Origin of the sequence: Chloroflexus sp., from assembly GCF_034434295.1 — a bacterium.
In the GTDB taxonomy this organism is placed as follows: Bacteria; Chloroflexota; Chloroflexia; order Chloroflexales; family Chloroflexaceae; genus Chloroflexus.
This window is the reverse complement of the sequence record NZ_DAOTZQ010000051.1, coordinates 1-20111: the sequence shown is the minus strand read 5'-3', so window position 1 is coordinate 20111 and position 20111 is coordinate 1. Positions and strand designations below refer to the sequence as shown.

The 20111-nt window shown below is 55.0% G+C and carries 18 protein-coding genes and 1 pseudogene; 11 read left to right on the top strand and 8 right to left on the bottom strand.

Features of this window, described 5'->3' with window-relative positions; genetic code table 11:
- The 3 genes and pseudogenes from VAE57_RS07970 to VAE57_RS07960 form a co-directional block, all read right to left on the bottom strand.
- Positions 1 to 860: pseudogene (locus tag VAE57_RS07970) on the bottom strand (hypothetical protein); the annotation flags it as partial.
- A 96-nt stretch (positions 861 to 956) separates the two neighbouring features.
- Positions 957 to 2024 carry a hypothetical protein gene (locus tag VAE57_RS07965; RefSeq protein WP_322821351.1) on the bottom strand — a complete coding sequence of 356 codons (1068 nt, stop codon included), beginning with the start codon at positions 2022 to 2024 and terminating at the stop codon, positions 957 to 959.
- A gap of 19 nt (positions 2025 to 2043) precedes the next feature.
- On the bottom strand, positions 2044 to 3333 hold the full coding sequence (locus VAE57_RS07960) for a vanadium-dependent haloperoxidase (RefSeq protein ID WP_322821350.1): 1290 nt from the start codon (positions 3331 to 3333) through the stop codon (positions 2044 to 2046).
- Between the two features lie 968 nt (positions 3334 to 4301).
- Between VAE57_RS07960 and VAE57_RS07955 the strand changes: the two genes are divergently transcribed.
- On the top strand, positions 4302 to 5135 hold the full coding sequence (locus tag VAE57_RS07955) for an FHA domain-containing protein (RefSeq protein WP_322821349.1): 834 nt from the start codon (positions 4302 to 4304) through the stop codon (positions 5133 to 5135).
- Here the strand turns inward: VAE57_RS07955 and VAE57_RS07950 are convergent.
- Positions 5079 to 5738 (bottom strand): hypothetical protein, encoded by a 660-nt coding sequence (locus VAE57_RS07950; protein WP_322821348.1) that lies wholly within the window; start codon positions 5736 to 5738, stop codon positions 5079 to 5081. The two genes, VAE57_RS07955 and VAE57_RS07950, sit on opposite strands and share 57 nt — an antisense overlap.
- A 240-nt stretch (positions 5739 to 5978) precedes the next feature.
- Between VAE57_RS07950 and VAE57_RS07945 the strand changes: the two genes are divergently transcribed.
- The 5 genes from VAE57_RS07945 (at position 5979) to VAE57_RS07925 (ending at position 11529) form a co-directional block, all read left to right on the top strand.
- Complete coding sequence (locus VAE57_RS07945) at positions 5979 to 6989, top strand: fumarylacetoacetate hydrolase family protein (RefSeq protein WP_322821347.1); 1011 nt, start codon at positions 5979 to 5981, stop codon at positions 6987 to 6989.
- Between the two features lie 789 nt (positions 6990 to 7778).
- Entirely contained in the window at positions 7779 to 8504 is a 726-nt protein-coding gene (locus VAE57_RS07940; RefSeq protein ID WP_322821346.1) for a class I SAM-dependent methyltransferase, read from the top strand.
- A gap of 21 nt (positions 8505 to 8525) precedes the next feature.
- Positions 8526 to 9137, top strand: coding sequence for a class I SAM-dependent methyltransferase (locus tag VAE57_RS07935; protein WP_322821345.1), 612 nt, complete (start codon positions 8526 to 8528; stop codon positions 9135 to 9137).
- Between the two features lie 35 nt (positions 9138 to 9172).
- Entirely contained in the window at positions 9173 to 9553 is a 381-nt protein-coding gene (locus VAE57_RS07930; protein WP_322821344.1) for an EamA family transporter, read from the top strand.
- A 41-nt stretch (positions 9554 to 9594) separates the two neighbouring features.
- On the top strand, positions 9595 to 11529 hold the full coding sequence (locus VAE57_RS07925) for a hypothetical protein (protein ID WP_322821343.1): 1935 nt from the start codon (positions 9595 to 9597) through the stop codon (positions 11527 to 11529).
- Between the two features lie 1383 nt (positions 11530 to 12912).
- On the opposite strand, the gene VAE57_RS07920 is transcribed toward VAE57_RS07925, so the two are convergent.
- On the bottom strand, positions 12913 to 13314 hold the full coding sequence (locus tag VAE57_RS07920; RefSeq protein ID WP_322821342.1) for a cyclic nucleotide-binding/CBS domain-containing protein: 402 nt from the start codon (positions 13312 to 13314) through the stop codon (positions 12913 to 12915).
- Between the two features lie 412 nt (positions 13315 to 13726).
- Here VAE57_RS07920 and VAE57_RS07915 point away from each other — a divergent pair, with 412 nt between their 5' ends.
- Genes VAE57_RS07915 through VAE57_RS07900 form a run of 4 tightly spaced genes read left to right on the top strand, consistent with a single transcriptional unit; the run spans position 13727 to position 16640 of the window.
- Positions 13727 to 14395: a phosphatidylserine decarboxylase gene (locus VAE57_RS07915; RefSeq protein ID WP_322821341.1), complete on the top strand. Its 669-nt coding sequence runs from the start codon at positions 13727 to 13729 to the stop codon at positions 14393 to 14395.
- Positions 14396 to 14404: 9 nt separating this feature from the next.
- Positions 14405 to 15253, top strand: coding sequence for a RibD family protein (locus VAE57_RS07910; RefSeq protein ID WP_322821340.1), 849 nt, complete (start codon positions 14405 to 14407; stop codon positions 15251 to 15253).
- Between the two features lie 35 nt (positions 15254 to 15288).
- Positions 15289 to 15891: a sigma-70 family RNA polymerase sigma factor gene (locus VAE57_RS07905; protein ID WP_322821339.1), complete on the top strand. Its 603-nt coding sequence runs from the start codon at positions 15289 to 15291 to the stop codon at positions 15889 to 15891.
- 32 nt (positions 15892 to 15923) lie between these two features.
- The gene (locus VAE57_RS07900; protein WP_322821338.1) at positions 15924 to 16640 is read left to right on the top strand and encodes an anti-sigma factor family protein; all 717 of its coding nucleotides are present in this window, start codon (positions 15924 to 15926) and stop codon (positions 16638 to 16640) included.
- 57 nt (positions 16641 to 16697) lie between these two features.
- Here VAE57_RS07900 and tsaD read toward each other — a convergent pair whose 3' ends face one another.
- Genes tsaD through VAE57_RS07885 form a run of 3 tightly spaced genes read right to left on the bottom strand, consistent with a single transcriptional unit; the run spans position 16698 to position 19120 of the window.
- Positions 16698 to 17765, bottom strand: coding sequence for a tRNA (adenosine(37)-N6)-threonylcarbamoyltransferase complex transferase subunit TsaD (tsaD, locus tag VAE57_RS07895; RefSeq protein WP_322821337.1), 1068 nt, complete (start codon positions 17763 to 17765; stop codon positions 16698 to 16700).
- 18 nt (positions 17766 to 17783) lie between these two features.
- Entirely contained in the window at positions 17784 to 18524 is a 741-nt protein-coding gene (locus VAE57_RS07890) for a YggS family pyridoxal phosphate-dependent enzyme (protein ID WP_416208438.1), read from the bottom strand.
- A gap of 8 nt (positions 18525 to 18532) precedes the next feature.
- Positions 18533 to 19120, bottom strand: a complete 588-nt coding sequence (locus VAE57_RS07885; protein ID WP_322821335.1) for a hypothetical protein — start codon at positions 19118 to 19120, stop codon at positions 18533 to 18535.
- A 474-nt stretch (positions 19121 to 19594) separates the two neighbouring features.
- Here VAE57_RS07885 and VAE57_RS07880 point away from each other — a divergent pair.
- On the top strand, positions 19595 to 20111 hold a 517-nt coding region (locus VAE57_RS07880; RefSeq protein ID WP_322821334.1), incomplete at its 3' end, for an ABC transporter substrate-binding protein.

The following is a 20111-nucleotide window of genomic DNA, read 5'->3' as shown; positions in this document are numbered from 1 at the left end:
TTCCATTCCAGCACGAACACCTGTGGTTCACCATTGGGTGCGGCTGTATCCGTAACGCCAACCACTAAACGCGGGCCACCATTTGTCGCGTCGGTATTTGGCGCAAATTCCAGCGCAAAAGGCCGCAGATTTGCCAGTGTCCTTTGATTTTGACTGATGAGATGCAACGGGATGGCAATTGGCGCCAGGCTTTGTGGTATTTCCTTTGTAATATCGTATCGTTCTAACTGACGAGTGTACAGATTAACGATATAGAGTGTCGTACCATCGGGGCTGATCTCCATGTCGCCGAGGCCGGTTTTTCCAACCGCATTAAGAATCGCTGTATCATTCGCGTCATTCGATAGGCGATCCAAACCAGTGTTAGGTACGGTAAACGATGGGAGCCATTGTCCGTTGTCGAAACGATATTCATACACACCGCCGGAACCGAGTGGGCCAAAACTGGTGAATCGACGGGTAAATGCACCTGCGAATAAACGACGAATACCGCTAACTGACCCATCATCGTAGGCCAGGCCATAGACAGAGCCGATACCGCTGTTAACGGCCATTCGCTGCCGATAACCACCACTGGTTGTACCAATAGGTGCCAGCGTCTGCTTTGTGCTACTAATTGTCACCCGCACCAGTGCCGGATCGTTAGCAGCAACTGGCTTATACATCGTGTCGGCAAAACAGGTGGTTGCCAGCGAAAGATCACCGTTGAGACATGGAACAGCACTGGCAAAACCGTATGACCCACTCTGTGCTAATACCGGAATTGGTACCAAAACAGATAGCCCGATCAGGAGGATACTGAGGATTACCAATACTGCCAGCCAACGTGAGAGTACGGGTACAGGCGCACGAAAACCCATGCTGCGTCTCCTTACCTTGTTTTCGGACATGCACTCACCCAAGGCGACGCCTCTAGCGTCACCTGATGAGTGCCTGTTCTCCTGTCAGGGAAATACCTATCGTCCGACGAAAGGAATGTGTACGGTGTGTGAGGTATTAGTTAGTTGAATTGGTTCTATAGCTTGCGAATTACCAGCCCGATCAAATAGCCTGACTTGAAGCATACGCGCTTGCACAGGAATGGTGTCTAAGGTAACCTGCAGTTGATACAGTGTGCCTTCTGTGCTAAGAACCGCCGTAGTTATTGCCCCAACCTCAGTCTCACTCAATACATGAAACACCGGACTCCCAATGGTTGATCCATCTGAGGCAACAAATTCCCACTCAATCGCGTACGGTAAGGGGGCGTATTTATCGGCAAACCGTCCACTCATCACCAATCGGGCAGGTGTGTCAGCCGTATCTACGTCGGCCTGAGTGTGCGTTAACGTCGGCGGAGTGATGTCGCGAATCAGGGAAAACCAGTCACTTTTCGAGTTTGCAGTCTCTTCTCCCCATACTGCAACATAAATCAAGATTTCTCCCTCTAATGTCGGCAACGGATACTCCGGTTGGAGCGCTGGCTGATCGTTGAAGAAAAAATCGTGGATGACAAGTTCATCTGGGTGCGGGATTGCCAAATATCCTTGTTTACCCCCGAAGATGTTAACGAGACGAACATTCACATGGTTCTGATTGGTATAACCGCTCATAGCCCGTTCAGGTGGTAGTAATTCCATTGTTACCTCAATCGGTCGTGCTCTAATGAACGGTGCATTCAGTGAGATGATTGTCCCATCAAGATCAAGCAATTGCACATAGAGTATCGGCGGTGCTTCAGGATCGTAATTGTTGTAATCGGAAGGTGGATCGACCCATTTGGTGGCGTTGCCATCCTCAACCTCAATCCATCGCCAGCTTACCTCATCGGTAGGTTCCTGGTTCCAACTCCAGCGTATTTTGTCTATGGTCAAGGGCAACCCGGTAAATGTCACTTCAATCCAGCCCGTGATCATGATGTGATCACCTACCTGCATCTGGGGCTGCGTTGATTGGGCAGCAGTCGGTTGCGTAAGCAACAATAACATCCATACCAATCCCCAGCAGGTGATCCATAGCGAGCGACGATGATTGCTGAGCAACATTGTTGCAACTCCTCTTCAATTAGCGACTCAGTACATAGCGGGCAACTTCACTCCCTAACGCCATTCCCTGCTTCCCATCCATGACCCAATGCACCCCACCAACAATGCGCGAACGGGTTGCATCGGCTGCTTCTCTAATGAAAAGGTCTTTGTGTTGCGGAAAGGCAACTATCAACAGATTGGCAGCAGCCGAGCTGAACGCCGCATGACCGGAGGGGTATGAAGGGTGCGGTGGGGTGGGTAACACCGGCTGCCAGCCCGGTTCGACGATGTTCATCCACTGCTCAGGGCGGGCAAACCCATAAAGATATTTGTTGTACCAGCAGGCGACCGCCGTATCGTGCATGGCCACGCCAAGGTGTGCCAGCAGTGAAGCCGTTTTTAGTTCATCGAGATTCTGAACCACCGCGGTCGTTATCGCTGTCTCAAACCAGATACCGGGTACAGTTGCAGTACCCACGTCGGCATGCCATTGCCACGCCAGCGAACGATGCTCCTCGTCCAGCACTTGCTGCGCAGCTCGAAAGGTTGTGCGCTCCTGTTCCATGGCACTGCTGTCCCAGGCCGGAGGAGCAGGTAGTATGACAGCACTACCATCAGGCAAGGCAACCGTTTTGACCGATCCCCAATGAGCGTCCAGCGGCAATTGAGCGGTTGCCCATCCTCCTGCTGCCGGCAAAGCAATCTCTACCGCTGCATCGCTTCCATCACGTTGTGCCCACGCCACGATCTGTTCACCAACCGCTCGCCCAAGCTGAAAGCTTCGCTCAAGCGCCGCGGGCGACATTGAATCACGCTGCCATAACCCGTACCAGCGCGCATCGTGAACATACCGATCAATCTCAGCGCTGTGTTGCGGGTGCAGGTAGCGCAGCACCGGCCAGGCTGCACCGGCCAGTACGGCAGTCTGGTTGATGGTGCCTTCCTGAGCAGCTTCATTGCTAATCATGAGCGCATCATTCAATGCCACCGAGATTAGCATCAGTCCGCGTGCTGCCCGCGTTGGCGGTAGCCCGTCACGGGCGATGTAGCCGATAGCGGTTTTTACCCAACTGGTAACAAACGTTTTGACGAAGCCAGACGGTGGCGAGGTTGGAATATCTTCAGGGATGGGATTATCAGGAACACTCGCCAATACCGCAGCCGGATCGGTCACTAACCAGAGGCGCGGTTCAAGCGGACTTGCCAGTTTCCCGGTAGAAATAGCCTGCGAAACCGATGGTGGTTGGCTTGCAGGTGTGGTTGCTCCCGGCGATAGCGTACAGGCAGTAAGTAGAACGAGTAGAACAAGGAGCTGGACAATTCGCATGCAACACCTCATCGCGAAAAAAACGTGTACACATATAGAACCGTGAAATCTGCCAAAACGGTGCGCGGAATTTTTGAGATTTTTTGGTTGAATTTTGTCGTGTGGTTATTTTCTGAGACCGTTTCTCAACAAGCGGGGGGGGCAGAGGGTTCCCTACGGGGCACCCGGAGAGAGTCCCGTTGTGAGACAGCAGTGCCCGTGGCCTATCGTGAGAAGTGCGTCAACCGTGCTCACGATCAGGCGCGAGGTGTGGAGATTTCCCTGCGAGACACTCGAAGCAGACTCCGTTACCAGACAGCGATGGCCGTGGCGCATCCTGTGGCGCACACCAGCCGTGCTCAGGATCTGGCGTGTGTCACGCTGCTGACCCTGCTGGTCACGCTGACTCTGTGTGTGTTCATCCTACCCTGCTCCTGGCCCGTCAGCAGAGCGCAGTTCCGGTTGTGCCATCACGCGCTAGATGGGGTGCCTTGCCTGCTTGTCATGCCCGTGTCGCAGCGTTTGGAGTGCGGCAGCCATGCTGCCGCAGCAGCTATGCTCACGATCTGGCGTGTGTCACGCCGCTGACACCATCATGGAGTTCGCTTAGTAATGACCGATATTACGTTTAGTAGATAACTCAAGTTACCACCAATGCTGTGAGTAGGCCATGGATGCTGACTGTCAGGATGAACAGTACGACGTTGCACGCAACATCGTATGGCGTAACCGCATGAACGATGTGAGTAGTAGCCAGTTCCCATGGACGTGCTCCGTCACGCCTCAGGGTAGCAACCCGGGTTATATCCATCCTCTGTGTCTCTGTGGTGACAAAGGTAGCAACTTGGGTTAGATATTTTTGAAACAGGTTCTAACACAGCATGACGAAGTACAAATGCTTTTGCTCAATTTCCTTCAAAAATAAGTGTAACCTTTGCCCTCCTCAACCGGTTTATATACAGAGCGTATCACCATATGAGGAGTTCACTATGCGTCGTTACCATCCATTCATTGTTACACTAGCCCTTGTTGTTATGTGGGGAACACTCGTTGCAGCTACAACGACTCCGCCTGTTCCCGCTTCGCCACCACTACCCCTTATTCTCGGCGTCGAACGTATCTCTCCAACAGCGTGGGCAGTGCTGTTACACTGCCCCTATCCTCCTTACGATCTGTATGTGTGGACCGGCAACTCGACAATTCAACGTCCAAAAGCACTCATTCGGTTAGCAGAGGTGCGCTGGCAGGCCCAATTCGCCGGTGCGTTGCCAAAGATGGCAACACTGTATGGTTGTGGTCAACAAGCAGCATTCGTCGTTGCCTATCCGACGATAGTGTTGCCATCTGAATGGATCGTAGGGATCGGTCTGGCAGGAACAGGTGCGTGTGGGATATGGTTGATGCGGCGCAGACGACCAAAACCGACCCGACCATCGGCTCCGGCGCCGTTACCGGCCTGGAGTGTCCATCTCCACGATGATCAGGGTGAGCGAACGATAACGCTGCCCCACGGTCTCTTCTCTATCGGCAGCGATCCAGCCTGCCATCTGGTCGTTCTTGGATCAGATATCGCGCTACGTCATGCGCACCTGATGGTGAGTGAAACCACTGCCCACATTGTCGATCTGGCCAGTCCTTCAGGTGTTTTCAGTGGGCCGGTGCGGCAACGGCTTCGACCACATACCCCTGTGCCCGTTGACAACAACGACATCTGGCTTGGCACCTCAGTGCGTTTGCGCTTGTCTCGTGCCCAGGTCACTCAGCCACTACTCAACCACCCCTTGTCGGCTCACACCCAAAAAGACTGGCGGTCGCACCCGTAGCATCAAGCCGAGATCAACGAGGATGTGAATAAAAATAACCGTCCAGATGTCCTGATACAGGTAGAGGCAGAGGCTCCAACCCAGCACAAGTGCCATTTCAGCGAGGGGGCGCAATTTGCGAATCCGCATCGAACGCGGTGAGTCGTCAAGGTGCGGTGGGAGATAAGGCAACCAGAAGAAGCCATGAATGACACCGCCATAAATGACAAAGGCGGTGAAGCCTACCGCAAAGCCCAGTGGTCCAACCAGCATCGGCCAGAACTGACCGGCTAATCCATTGCCGATCCATTCGCCTAGCCGGTACATGGTCGCAAAGGCAAACGTTTCGATGACGCCGTTGCCGATGCTGAAAATGATCGTTGGCCCCCACAGAAATGGTCTTCCGTCGTGACGGGCGACCAGCACGTATAACACCTGACTGAGGGCAAAGCTGACCAGCAAGAATATCACAAACCAGGGACTGGCCAGTGTTGCCGGAACGTTCCAGCTTCTTAGCCAATCCCCCAGGATCGGAATCCCGATCAACAACGAAATGAGCCAGTAGAACAGAATGTACTGATCGAGGCGGCTCAGAGTGCGTTGGTTGGTCAGTTCGTACTCCATAAAAATAGTACTCCGTTTTGTTTTTGATTGAAAGAAATAAGAGTTGTTTATATGCAATATTCTACCATAATCCGGCCACTTTGCCTAGAGTAGAAGTGAACAAATTGTGTCGTAGATGTGTGCATTTTGAGCGATGTCACAAACATGCCTGCCGCCATGATCCGGTATGATATGAGCAGTCTGGTCAGTACACGGTGTTTGCGCCGTGTGCACACCATGCAACCAGAGAAGGGGATTACTGTGCGTCTCGTGAGTTTTATTCCTCCTGCCGGGGGCAATGTTCGCAGTGGCGTGCTACTGGGTGACACGATCATTGATCTGGCTACGGCGGCGCCTTTGGTTAGCGAGGATATTGCTGATGAGCCCTGGGATATGCTCACGTTGCTCGGCGGTAGCCATCCTGATGTCACCCTGGCTACTGCCACCGATATTGTGCAGGCGGTGGTGAGTTTGATGGGCAACGAGGAGCCGATGAGCGAAACCTTTACCAGCTTTTCCTGGCATGATGGTCTCGTCATTGGCGAGGAGGCATTAGTTATCCCAGTGTCGCAGGTACGTCTGGTATCGCCGTTACCGCGAGTAGTGTCACTGCGTGAATTTGATGCCTTTGTCGATGATCAAACGGCGGCTCTGCGTCAAGCTGCCGGCTACTGGATCGGTGATCGCCGGCATCCCGCTTTTCGTTTTGCCGCTCATACTACGCTTTATGGCCCTGATGAGTTGGTCGAATTGCCGGCCTCTGCACCCCTCGATTGTGGGATGGCCCTGGGATGTGTGATTGGACAGACCGGACGCGATATTTCACCTGCCGAAGCCGATGCGTATATCGCCGGCTATCTGTTGGTGAATGCCTGGACAATCCGCGATCCTCACCTGGCAGCTCTGCGTCCGCGAGATGTTGCTACATCGCTCGGCCCCTGGCTGGTCACTGCTGATGAGCTGGAATATTACCGTGACGACGATGGCCGTTTGCTCTTGACGTTGCGTCTATTGATCAATGGCCAGGAAGTGAGTCGCTATCATACCGGACGAATGCGGTTTTCGTTTGCCGAACTGATAGCCTTTGCCAGTCAGGATACGTGGTTACAACCAGGCGAGATTATCATCAGTGGTGTGGCTGCCGGAGGATGCCTGCTCGATATTCATAGCGATAGTGGGCCATGGCTTCGTGATGGCGATGAGGTGATCATTGAATGCCCGGAACTGGGCCAGCTTCGCTCGCCAGTGGGATGGTTTGCTGGGAATGATTAGCACTTACTTCATAAAAGCTATGCTATCGTGCTGCCAGACTGTCTACAGGCGCATGAACGCTTGCAATCACCAACGACAGCCTAGCACTTGTTTCATAAAAGCTGTGTATCGTGCTACTTGCCCGTCGCACTGGTTCATGAACACTTGCCAATCGCCAACGACAGCATATGCTGCTCCCAGACTGCCAGTATGTCAGCGAGGAGAACCGATTCCATCTCCAGTGCCATCTCTCGTTGGATTGGTTGCCTTCCCCGCTCATCATTCACGTGTTGCACGGTGTGGAGTGCGGCAGCATGGCTGCCGCAGCAGCCGCGCTCACGATCCGGCGCGTGGTGCACCGTTGACCCTGCTGATCACAGAGATACTGTATGTGCTCGTCACGTTCATAGAGTCAGTCAGGAGTGAATGAGCTAACTTCCAGGAGATGCTTTTTGAAACAGGTTCTATCCTACTTCTGGCCCGTTGACAGAGAGCAGCTCCGGTCATGTCATTATGCCCTGGATAGATTGCCTTGCTCGCTCGCCATGCGTGTGTCGCGGCGTTTGGAGTGCGGCAGCATGGCTGCCGCAGCAGCCGTGCTCACGATCCGGCACGCCGTTGACCCGGCTAGTCACGAGAATGCTGTATGTACTCGTTACGATCATAGAGTCGGTCAGGAATGAAGGAGATAACTTCTCGTAGACGTTTTTTAAAATCAGGTTCTATTGACGACATCCATACACCAGCTTGCCATTCGTCTTGCTATCTGGTATAGTCCGCCCGATTATGGAAAAGCATGAGTACACAACAATGGCAGCCGTTGAGCTGCAACACTGGTGGTATGGCGGCATGCGTGCGATCAATGCCGCTTTGCTCGAACGATTCCTACCTCCTCCCCACAACCTTCAGATTCTCGACGCCGGTTGTGGCACCGGTGGGGATGCCCTTTTTCTGCGTCGCTATGGCAGGGTGGTTGGACTTGATCTGGCCGCTGAAGCGTTAGCTCTCGCTCGTCAGCGGCTTCCCGGTTGTCTGGTTCGTGGTTCGGTCGTGCAGTTGCCATTCGCCGACCAGAGCTTTGATCTGGTCACGTCGTTCGATGTGCTGTATCATCGGGCCGTGATCGATGAGCAACACGCACTGCGAGAGATGTGGCGTGTATTGCGTCCAAACGGTCGTATCCTCATCCGATTGCCGGCATACGAATGGCTGCGATCTTCCCATGACCGGCAGGTACATACTCGTCATCGCTACACTGCCGGTGAGGTACAGCGCCTGCTGGAAACAAATGGATTTGTGATCGAGCACCTGACCTATGCCCTGACCATCCTCTTTCCCCTATCGGCAGCGGTACGCCTGCTCGAACGTATCCTGCCCACCCAACAGCAACACACCGATTCAGCGATGGTCATGCCATCAAAGCCGCTCAATACACTGCTCCGCCTGCCGATGATGGTCGAGGCGGCATACCTTGCACGAGGTGGTCGGTTTCCTTTTGGTCTCTCAATCGTGTCTCTCGCCCGCAAAGCTGTCTGATTAACGAAATGGTTCATCACGATGTTCGATCTTCTGCTTAACCGATTAAGTACTACACCAGAACTCTGGAACCGATTGCGCTGGCTGGTTGAAGCCGGTTTCACCGGTGAACATCTGGCCATCGCTCGTGAATTGCGCCCATGGCACGGCGATCACCGCCGTTTTCTCGATTTGGGGTGCGGTACCGGTGAGTTTGCCGCTGATTTTCCAGCCCATCGTTATATTGGCGTTGATCCGTCGCTCACCTATTTGCGGTTTGCTGTTCGCCACCGACCGGGTTCCTATGTTGCTGCCGGTGGTGAAGCCTTACCGTTTGCCGATCAGACGTTCGATGCCGGTTTGATCCTCGGTGTCTTACACCACCTTCCCGATACAACGGCCCGGTTGGTGATGCACGAGGTGTATCGGGTGATGCGGCCAGGAGCCACTATTCTGGTGATGGAGGATACGCCACCACCACCTGCTCAGAACCCGCTTGGTCACTTGATGCACACGCTGGATCGGGGTGGGTATATTCGCCACGATGCCGATTATCAGGCAATATTCGGCGATGGCTTCGATGTGGTACGTCATTACCCGCTTCGTTCAGGGATTTGCGATTACGCTGTCTATGTATTACGCCGACGACCATGAAACCGTTATTCGCTTATTCACAAAAGTTTCGTTCTATGCTACTGGTGCTCTCACTCTTGATCACCGCCAGTGCGCTGACCGTTACTGGCGAGGTGCTGCTAAAGATCGGTATCAATCACGTGACCTCTCAGGTTGGTGCTTTTTCGCTTGATCCGCGGGTACTCTGGGCCACCTTTACCGATTGGCGTGTTATTTTGGGGTTTGCCCTCGTCTTCGGTGGTGCTATTTTCTGGCTCGGTGTCATCTCGCGCGTCGATCTCTCGTTTGCCTACCCTCTGCTGGCACTCAATTATGTGATCATCTTGATCCCTTCGCGTATCCTCCTCAACGAGTCGGTGTCGCCGATTCGTCTGATTGGTGCGTTCATTATCGTTATCGGTGTCATTGTCATTACATGGGGTAGTGGTAAGTCGTGATCCCTGCGATGCCAGAGGCGATCCGGCAGTTGGTGGTCGCTATGCACTATCGTGTATTATCGCTGGCACTGGTGCTGGCTCTCGTCACTTTAGGCAGCGCACTGGCCTATCAGGTGCCACTGCATATCCATCTGGCAGTAGGAGGTGATCCCCATACTCAGCGGCGCGAAGATGATGCGCCGTTTCTCCACATGATGCATGCCGCTGAACCGGCAGTACCTGCCGTAGCCGAGTGGTGGCAATTACCCGGTGCAGATGATCCGTATCGCTGGACGCAACCGGAGAGTAGCCTGCTGTTAGCCGGTATTGGTGGCGGTCATTGGCTGGTGACGGTGCGTGCTCAGGGTGGGCGACCGGACGGTACGCCGACATCGTCTGAGTGGCAGGTTGGGAGCGAGCATCCGCTGGTTCTTTCGTTACCGGCAGCAACGGTACGCCGTTACACGCTGCTGGTACCTGCAAACGGTGCATTGCAACTTACGTTTCGGAGTGCCCCCCTTCAGGTCGATGGCGATCCACGTGCGCTTGGTTTCGTCTTGCGCGATGTGTGGGTACGGACGATTGATACATGGCAAATACCCGATTGGGTTCAACTAGCCTGGGTAGGGTTGATCTTGACAGCACTGTGGGTTTGGGGTCAGAGCATCGAACTGCGCTCCAACTGGATCATTGCGCTGCTAAGCGGAAGCGGCATCATTGTAGTGGCGGCATTTGCCCTGTTTCGCCTCGCGTTTGCACTTGTAACTCCTCTTCTGGCTGGTTTGATCCTGTTTGCCACTGTCGTCAGCGTTGGCCTGGCCTGGCGCTGGCCGCAACACCTGGCCTGGCGGCAGGCCATTGCGCTAACGCAGGTAGCCCTGATTGTCCGTCTGGCCGGATTATTGCATCCACATGCGATCAGTAGTGATGTCGGTTTTCACGCCAATAATCTGCTCCGTCTCGGCCTGGGTCAGGTCTTTTTAACGGCTGGATTGCCTGCGGATGCTGGTGGTGGAATTGCGCCCTATCCGGTTGGCTTTTATTTGTTGGCTTTGCCATTGCAATTGCTGGTCGGCGATGATTTTGCCTCCCGTCGCATCCTGGTCACAGTGGTCGCGGCTGCCCTTGACAGCCTCTTCTGCCTGGCGATCTGGTGGTGGGTCAAACAGGTCGGCTTCGGCCTGCGGGCAGCATTATTCGGCGCTGCCTGTTACATCGGGGCAACGCAAGCCTTTGAAGCCCTGTCTATTGGTGAGCTGGCTAATGTTGGTGGACAGGCTCTCATGCTTCCGGCACTCATCGGATTGTTCAGCGGTGCTTCCTCGCGCCAGAGCGGTTGGTTAGCGCTGATGGGATTGACTCTGGCAATCTGTGCCGGTTTACTCGCCCATTCTGGGGTGACCCTGGGATTTGGGCTATTGATCGGGTGGGCATGGGTGCTGGCATGGCAACAACCGCCAACCGTGACCACGCCGTTGCGATTATTCGTTGCTGCTGCCGGCGGGCTGGGATTAGCGCTGATTGTCGTTTACACCGCCCCCCCGTATCTCGACCTGATCGCGCAGCGAGGTGGTCAGGGAGCCAGTGGCGGTCTCGCGCCGATACAGATTCTGAGCGATACAGCGTTGGCGCTGATTGGTTTACAACCACCACACCGACGCAGCCTGGTGCTGCCATTCGGTCTGGCACTCGCCAATCTATGCGGATTATGGCTCCTCTGGCGCTCAACGCTGATTGAGGCGTCGCGTTTACGCTGGTTGATCGGCGCGTGGTGGGCCGGTACGCTGAACGGTTTGGCCTTGCTGCTTATCGCCGATCAGGGCTTGCGCTGGGGGTTATTTCTCTATCCGGCGCTCTGCATTTCAGCCGGTATTGCCCTGGATCGGCTCGCCGCACGCTCAGTCTGGGGGCGATGGTTGGCTGCGGCTGGGATTGTCGCTATCGTCGGCCAAGGGGTATGGTTGTGGGTTGAGCAAATCCGCGATTATTTGCATTGAGGCATACAACCGAACGTACCTGCCGGGATTACACTTGCCATCGTGTAGAACTTATTTCATAAAAAGCTGCATTGTCGCGCTCTAATAACCATCTCCGGTGCCATCACGAGCTGAACAGGTTGCCTTAATCGCTCATCACCCGCGTGTGACGTGGTTTGGAGTGCGGCAGCCATGCTGCCGCGCCAGCCGTACTCACGATCTGGCACGTGTCACGTCGTTGACCCGGCTGGTCACGCGGGTGCCGGGTGTGCTCGTCACGATCAAGAATCGGTCGGCAATGAATGAGATACCTTCATAATAGATGTTTTTTGAAACAGGTTCTAGATTGCATCAACGCTTATGCGAAGATAGGCACTATTCTGGGGTAATCTCAAATCTGAACAATACTAATGAATGGTACGCAATTCAAGACCTACTCTTTCCCCCTCGTTTACCGCATCCCATAGGGACAGGTTCTTAACCCACCCCTACCTGCTCCCCAACCATCGCACAGGCGCATGGACGCTCGCCAATAACCAAAGACGACTCATCACTGCTCCCAGCACGTCAGTATGAAAGCGAGGAGTGCTGATGAGCATCTCCAATGCAATCACTCGCCGGATTGATTACCTTGCCCGCTCGTCATGCGCGTGTCGCATCGTTTGGAGTGCGGCAGCATGGCTGCCGCGTAAGTCGTGCTTCGTGCCAGGCTCGTGCTACGCCGTTCACCCTGCTGGTCGCAGGAATGCTATGTGTTCTCGGCACGATCATGGAGTCTGTTAGTAAGTAACCCAAGTTGCTACATTATACTGTGAGCAGGCCATGTGGGACTGACTGCCAGGATGAACAGCACAACGCTGCGCACAACACCGTGCAGCATGGCCGAACTGTATGAACCATGTGGATAGCAGCCAGTTCTTCAGACGCGCTCCTTCACGCCTTACGGTAGCAACTTGGGTTATGCCCATCCTCTATGTCTGTCCTCGGTGCCTCTGTGGTGATAAAGGTAGCAACTTGGGGATGATACTTGTTCGAAACAGCTACTGATTACCAGACGCCTGTCTCATCTCGCAACTTGAGGCGAGATGTCGGAGGGGCGACGTATACGTCACCCCTCCCTGCTTGTGCAACAGCCTCTACACCTGATCGCCACGTTTCTTCACAGCATGATAACAGGGACGCCAGATGTTATCCTTGCCGGATAGTTGTACCTTCTCCGCTTCTGGCTAAACGCTGGGTACAGCTTTAGGCAACATCGAACGAAAAACTCCTTGCGCTCTGCATTCGTGTGGTATTTGGTAACAGACAATCGGACAGAATCTCTACACAGTTTGCCTGCATTCTGAACCGATTGCATCTCTTCACGGTCAGTCTCAGAATCCCCAACGCACAACAAAAACGCTCCTACTCATTGGCAATATCACGCACGACATCGGTCACCGACAGCACCCCAATCGGACGCAATCCCTTTTCCCCCGGCTCGACCACAATCACCCGGTGGATACGGCGTTCCATCATCAAGCGACTGGCGTGTTGCAGCGTATCCTGCGGCGTAACAGACACGACATCGGTGATCATAATGTGCCCTACCGTCAGCCCGCGCCAATGTTTCCAGTACTGTTCGTACAGGCGCGCATTGACCAGATCGGTACGTGAAACCAATCCAACCATGTACCCCTCATCGTCGACGACGACCAGCGCACTCACGTCTTGTTCCGACATTTGACGGGCCACATCCTGAATTGGTGTCTCACGGCGGCAGGTCAACACACCAACATGCATCACCTCGCCAACTGTTCGATCCATGGCACCTCCCTTTCACGAATTGCAGTTCAGATTGACCCGGTGATTACTTTAGTGTAATCAATCTGACACGGCGCGTCAATATATATCTTCTTCAGGTATCTTGCATCATATCAACCGCAGTCACAACGCTGTTGTGGTGATCAACCCCCATCCACAGGCGATGACATCTACGGTTGACCACGCATAATGAAGGAAAAGCGCATCTACAGGGCCTGTCCGCCACATCAGTGCACATCGTGTGGCTGATGCCTTTCTCCGATAGCACGTATGCCCTCAATGCAACCAACAGCTACGGTCGCATTTGAACTGAAAGCAGGGGCATTCCAGTTGCCGTGAGGTTTGCGCGGGTCGCTCATTCATGCTAGAATCATGCTACAGTCTATCTCCATTTAGTGTTTTGTCGGGTGAACGTATGTCAGAGCCGACAACCAATCAGCGTCAACCTGCACTACCCGGTCTTGATGTCGAAGCAACGACTGTTGTCGGGATCGGTCTAGGCCTCACCGGTCTTGCGCTTGGTCTCCGACCACGACTGGCACCGGCCACACTGGCTCTGACGGCGCTGGCAGCAGCGCTCTTCCGCAATCCGCGCCGTATTCCACCCGATGAACCACGTACCATTTTTGCCGTGGCCGATGGTCACGTGCAAGGGGTACGTGAAGTCTATGAGCATCGCTTTGTCCATAGTGACTGTCTGCGCCTGACGACGATTATCGGCCCGTTCGATGTACCGATCTGTCGTGCTCCGCTGGCCGGTCGTGTAGCCTATCTTGAACAACTGACCGGCGATCATCGTCCGTTACGTGATCCCCAGGCGGCTGAACGTAATCAACGGCTGTATATCGGCCTGGAGACAACCTGGGGGCCAATGCTGATCGCTATCGTTGCCGCACCGCTGGGACGCTGGTTGCGCTGCGAAACGTCTCTGGGTGCGACACTGAACCCCGGTACCCGGATCGCCAGTGTGTGGTTCGGTGGACAGGTTGACCTCTATGTGCAGCGTGATGTCCTCGATCCGCTTGTGGCACCCGGTAATCGAACACTGGCCGGGCGGAGCCGATTGGGAGCAGTGGTCATCTGATCAATCTGCATGATTGCACCCTTTACCCTCCTGTTTGAAGAAGAGCCGAATTGCGGTCCTGGACTGCCGGCAGCCATTCGTGCAGTGTACAATGGTGACTGGCGTCTCCCATCGATCCCCACTCATCGTCCGCTTGTCTGGACTAATTTCGTTGTTTCACACGATGGACGAATTGCGTTTAATCAGCCGGGTTGGAATGGCGGTAATGCGATTAGTCGCGGGAGCCGTCACGACCACTGGCTGATGGAACTGGTGCGTGCTCGCGCCGATGCGATTCTGGTCGGCAATGCTACTCTGCGTGCAGCTCGCCGTCATCGCTGGGCACCGGGAGAGATCTTCGCCTGGTCCGAATTCGCTGCCTTACGCGAAGCCGAAGAGCGTCCTGCGTTACCGGCGCTGGTCATCCTCTCGGCCAGTGGTGATTTGCCGGCAGCCGTTGCCCTTGACCTGCCACGAACACTCTTCCTGCTGACAACCGCTGAGGGTGCCGAACGTGCCCGGCAACGCTATCCCCACCTGATCTGCCTGACCGGTACCGATGGGCAACTTGACCTGAGTGCAGCCCTGGCACAGTTGCGTCACCATTACGGGATTCGCACGTTGCTCAGCGAAGGTGGTGGTCGCACGTATGGCACACTGCTGACAAACCATCTGATCGACGAAGTCTTTCTGACCATCAGCCCGATTATTGTTGGTAATCCATCGCCGCCGCTTGCCCCTCGTCCTGGTCTGGTCGAGGGCGTGGGGTTTGCCCCGCAATCGCCACCTTACCTACGCCTGATCAGTTTACGTCGAGTTGACGATATGCTCTTTCAACGGGCAAACATCGTTATCCCTCCCGACGCAAAACCGGTATAATACAGCTCAGGTTGGTGCAAGAGACGAGCGATCGTATGGCTAATGAAGAGCAACGACTGATCAGTGCAGCACAGGCGGGCGATCTCGACTCGTTTAACCAGATTGTACGGCTATACGAAACGCGGGTCTACAACCTTTGTTATCGTATGTTGGGCGATGCCGATGCCGCAGCCGATGCCACCCAGGACACGTTTATCTCCGCTTTTCGTCATTTATCGAACTTTCGCGGCGGTGCATTGAAGTCCTGGCTCCTCCGTATTGCCACCAACACCTGCTACGATGTACTACGCACTCGGAAACGGCGACCATCGGTGTCGCTCGACAAAGAGCCAGACGATGAGAGTAGTCGGCTTGATCCTCCCGATCCGGGTGCCAGTCTCGATGAGATTATGTTGCAACAAGAGCTGAGTGCAGCAATCCAGCGTGGTTTGGCCGAACTACCTGAAGATCAGCGTATCGTGATCATCCTCAGCGATATTCAAGGGTTAGCCTATGAGGAGATTGCCCAAATTACCGGTGTGCAGTTAGGAACTGTGAAATCGCGATTAAGTCGGGCCCGGGCTAAATTGCGCGATATTCTCCGCGCCGGGGAACTCTTACCGTTAAAATTTCGTCTTGATGATGAAACAAACACATAACAGTCACACCTGATGGTTACACGAGTACGCTGATGACAACCCTGTCACCTTCACCATCTGAATTACCTGAGCATGATCGTGAATTGCTCTCGGCATATATTGACAACGAGCTGACGCCTGCCGAGCGAGCTGTGCTCGAACAGCGGTTGCGCGTCGAGCCATCGTTACGCCGTGAACTGGCCGAGCTGCGTGCCGTTCGCGACCTCCTCCATGAACAGCCATGGGTAACGCTCCCGCGCACGTTTACGCTGACTCCTGAGATGGCCGGCGTGCGTCGGCGCCAGTTTGCCTTGTCTGGCTGGTGGCAGCCGCTCAGCGGTCTGGCTGCGCTGGTGTTGGTCATTCTTGTGAGCTGGCAGATACTGGGGCTTAATAACAATCCAGCCAGCGCCCCGCAAGTCATGATGAGTAGCGACACCATATCACCCACTACCCCTGCCTTTGCCGCTGCCCTACCTGAGTCGCCCGTTGCTGAAAACGCCCCTGCTATCGCTGCCAGACCAAATGAGGTTGAGCAAGCAGAACCGTCGTCTGAAGCGGTATTGAGTACGATGGCCGAACCAACAATACCGGCAAATGGCACTGCCCGCGAGTCGCAGGCTGTTGAACCGGATGGTTCAGCAGGTGCGCAGTCGCAACCTGTCCAAAGCCCTCCGCTTGCTCCGCCGTCCTGGCCGCTAGCAATTACCCTGACTATCTTGCTCCTGATTGTGGCCGGTATCTGGTTTGTACGCCGACGGGCTGAATAAAGTACCATGCGCCCGGTTCACCGCATATCCCGGCTTGAACAGGATACAGGCAACTTCTTAATGCACCTGTTCTAGCGGTAGATTTGCCGTCACATCAACATCCCAGCCGTACTGCACACCGCTGTGAAACCGGTAAAATGCAGCGGCAGCGACCATTGCCGCATTGTCGGTGCAGAGATCAAAAGCGGGCAAATGCACCGGCACACTGGCACGCCGGATCAGCTCTTCACGTAACCGTCGATTAGCCGCGACCCCACCGGCGAGAAGAATCGCCTGCGCCTGATACCGCCGGGCCGCGTCAACAGTTTTGGTAACCAGCACATCGACCACCGACTCTTGAAAGGCGTAGGCCATCTGTGCCACAAACGGTGCATCGAGCTGCGGCTTCTCACCAGCTCCCTTCCGTCCACTCAGTCGGCTTTGCTGAGCCAGCCGATCCTGCACACGATGAAGGACTGCTGTTTTCAAACCGCTAAACGAAAAATCGTAGCTGTCGCGCAGCCAGGCCCGTGGCAGCACGCCACCAGGAGTGGCATTGGCAGCAGCCGCCTGAATTGCCGGCCCGCCTGGGTAGCCCAACCCCAAAATACGCGCTACTTTATCAAAGGCTTCACCCGCTGCATCGTCGCGGGTTTGCCCAAGCAGTTGATAGTTACCGTGATCGCGCAAGAGTACCAGCAACGTATGCCCTCCACTCACCAGCAGGGCAACGAGTGGAAACGGTGGTGGCGGATCACTACCTAGCCATCCGGCATAAAGGTGCGCTTCGAGATGGTTAACTGCCACAAAAGGCAAACCGCGTCGCCATGCCATGGCCTTGGCTGCATTGAGACCGGTGAGCAGCGCACCGCTCAGCCCCGGCCCATGAGTGGCGGCTACTGCATGCACATCAGCCCAGCCGTTTGGTAGGACGGCCAAGGCTGCCCGCACGACCGGTGCCAGACTGAGAATGTGCTGGCGCGAGGCAATTTCCGGCACGACCCCACCATAGCGTTCATGGGTCGCCATTTGGGACGCGACGATATTGCTCAGCACTGTCCGACCACCACGCACCACTGCGGCAGCCGTCTCGTCACAAGAAGTTTCCAAGGCCAGAATTGTAAAATCGGCGGGCAGTTCATTCATAGACATAGTTCCCGACTCTTACACCATTTTACCTGTTCGCTCACCGAAAATTGCTCTGCCGATCCGCACCATCGTTGCTCCTTCGGCAATCGCCGCTGTGAGGTCATCACTCATACCCATCGAAAGCTCGTGCCAATTGGTCTGAGGATAGCGACGGGCCAGATCATCACGTAGCTCACGTAAGGTTGCGAAGTATGGCCGCGCCAGATCGGGATGCTCAACAATCGGCGCAATCGTCATCAGACCTCGTATCTCAAGGGCCGGCAGTTGCAGAATAGCCTCGACATCGCGCAAGAATGCGCTATACGCTGCTACATTTTTTATCCCGTCCACGACTGCAAAGCCCTCTTTACTCGCCTCGCCACTCACATTCACCTGAAGCAAAATGGGTAATCGCCGATCCCGTTCACGTGCAAACCGATCCAGCGTTTCTGCCAGTCGTACACTATCCACAGAATGGATGAGATCGAACAATTCAACCGCGACTTTAGCCTTATTCCGCTGAAGATGGCCGATCAGGTGCCAGCGCGGCCGTGGTTGCAGAGACTGTAACGCCGCGATTTTATGTTGAGCTTCTTGCACACGATTCTCGCCAATGTCGCTGACCCCGGCAGCAATCGCTGCTGCCACCACTTCTGGCGGATGGGTCTTACTCACTGCAACCAACTGAACCTCGTTGGCTTGCCGTCCGGCAGCGGCAGCGGCTGCTGCAATCTGCTCACGAACAATGGCCAGTCGTTGACGAAGCACGTCAGTCATCGCGTCAGTCATGATGATGTCCCTTGCACATCGATAAGTAAGCGTTGCTCCAGCGGTGGGTCGGGCGGCAGATGGGTGATCAACAGCAAGCCGCGACCATTCGGTAATGGGACGCTCAATTCAAGCGGTGTCGAAGCTCCAGGTGATAGGTTGGCTATCGTTGTCCCTGGTGCGCGATAACTTTCACCGGCACTGTCACGCAACTCAAAGGCGCTGATCGGCACCTGGAGATTGCCATCGGTCAGATTTGTTACCATTCCCCGAACCCGTACTCCATTGGGAGTAGGCTCGATCCCATCGATCACCACCCGCAACCGTTGATTACTGGCAACAGGATCAACCGCTTGCGAACGATTACCAGCCATAATCTGCTGCCAGAGGCGCTGGGCTGCCTCCTGTGCGTCTGGAGGGAGATTCTGAAGCTCTAACTGTGGCAGGCTAGGCAGCGGCAAGGCTGGCGTTGGCTGGCGGGCAAATTGATCAATCAAGGCAACTGTGCGTGTTTGTTGCAAAAATATGCTCATGCCGATCAGCAAGAGTGCGCCTAAAATACCGATCATCCAAAATGGAATGGGAGGCGATTCGTCACGCATCATCGTATGGTGCTCCCGAACTCTCGGTTATTACCTGACGACCCAGGTTGCTACCTACGCTGTGAGCAAGCCACGTGAGGCTGACTGCCAGGATGAACAGCACGACGCTGCACATCACACTGTGCAGCGTACCTGTATGAACCATGTGGGTAGCAGCCAGTTCCCATCGACACGCTCCGTCACGCCTTAAGCTGGCAACTCGGGTTATGTCCATCCTCTGTGTCCTCCGTGCCTCTGTGGTGATAAAGGTAGCAACGTTGGTTACCTGACACTATTCTAGCCGGTGCCAGCCTGCTTGACAAACTGGCGTCTATGGCGTATATTCGCCTACTGTCATCCACTGTGGCTAATTGTCGGCAACGCAACGATGCATAGCAGCGCTGCGCAAAGGCGTTCTGGTATCGTTGTGTTGCGTACAACCAGCCCTCTGGAGACAGCAGATTACCGGTTTGAAGCATGTTTAAGGAGAAATCGGTCATGAAGCGTTCGATCAGTTTCTTACTGCTGGTCGGTATGCTGGCTTCGATGCTGGCCGCCTGTGGTGCACCGCAGGCTCAGCCCACAGCCACACCGCAGCCGGCTACGCAGGCCACCGCAGCACCGCAGCCCACCGCTGCACCAACCACAGCACCTGCGGCTCAGGTGATCAAGATTGCCACCCAAAGCCCACTGTCAGGTGGTCAGGCTGCGCTCGGTACCGGTATGAAGAATGCCGCCGAGCTGGCCGTTCAGCAGTTGTCTGGCCCGCTTACTGAGCTGGGCTTCCGCGTTGAACTGGCTCCGTTCGACGACCAGGCCCGACCGGAAGTTGGCTCGGCCAACGCCAAGAATATTGTGTCGGATCAGGATATTCTTTGTGTGGTCGGTCACCTCAATTCGGGTGTCGCCCTGGCTGCGCTGCCCGACTACAAGAATGCCAGCCTGCCGATGGTCTCGCCGGCAAACACCAACCCGAACATCACCGAGGGTGGCTATGAAGTCGCCTTCCGCGTCG

Coding starts and splice junctions, on each gene's coding strand:
- VAE57_RS07965 (WP_322821351.1), bottom strand. CDS start 2,024: ATGTTGCTCAGCAATCATCGTCGCTCGCTATGGATCACCTGCTGGGGA.
- VAE57_RS07960 (WP_322821350.1), bottom strand. CDS start 3,333: ATGCGAATTGTCCAGCTCCTTGTTCTACTCGTTCTACTTACTGCCTGT.
- VAE57_RS07955 (WP_322821349.1), top strand. CDS start 4,302: ATGCGTCGTTACCATCCATTCATTGTTACACTAGCCCTTGTTGTTATG.
- VAE57_RS07950 (WP_322821348.1), bottom strand. CDS start 5,738: ATGGAGTACGAACTGACCAACCAACGCACTCTGAGCCGCCTCGATCAG.
- VAE57_RS07940 (WP_322821346.1), top strand. CDS start 7,779: ATGGCAGCCGTTGAGCTGCAACACTGGTGGTATGGCGGCATGCGTGCG.
- VAE57_RS07935 (WP_322821345.1), top strand. CDS start 8,526: ATGTTCGATCTTCTGCTTAACCGATTAAGTACTACACCAGAACTCTGG.
- VAE57_RS07930 (WP_322821344.1), top strand. CDS start 9,173: ATGCTACTGGTGCTCTCACTCTTGATCACCGCCAGTGCGCTGACCGTT.
- VAE57_RS07925 (WP_322821343.1), top strand. CDS start 9,595: ATGCACTATCGTGTATTATCGCTGGCACTGGTGCTGGCTCTCGTCACT.
- VAE57_RS07920 (WP_322821342.1), bottom strand. CDS start 13,314: ATGGATCGAACAGTTGGCGAGGTGATGCATGTTGGTGTGTTGACCTGC.
- VAE57_RS07915 (WP_322821341.1), top strand. CDS start 13,727: ATGTCAGAGCCGACAACCAATCAGCGTCAACCTGCACTACCCGGTCTT.
- VAE57_RS07910 (WP_322821340.1), top strand. CDS start 14,405: ATGATTGCACCCTTTACCCTCCTGTTTGAAGAAGAGCCGAATTGCGGT.
- VAE57_RS07905 (WP_322821339.1), top strand. CDS start 15,289: ATGGCTAATGAAGAGCAACGACTGATCAGTGCAGCACAGGCGGGCGAT.
- VAE57_RS07900 (WP_322821338.1), top strand. CDS start 15,924: ATGACAACCCTGTCACCTTCACCATCTGAATTACCTGAGCATGATCGT.
- tsaD (WP_322821337.1), bottom strand. CDS start 17,765: ATGAATGAACTGCCCGCCGATTTTACAATTCTGGCCTTGGAAACTTCT.
- VAE57_RS07890 (WP_416208438.1), bottom strand. CDS start 18,524: ATGACTGACGTGCTTCGTCAACGACTGGCCATTGTTCGTGAGCAGATT.
- VAE57_RS07885 (WP_322821335.1), bottom strand. CDS start 19,120: ATGATGCGTGACGAATCGCCTCCCATTCCATTTTGGATGATCGGTATT.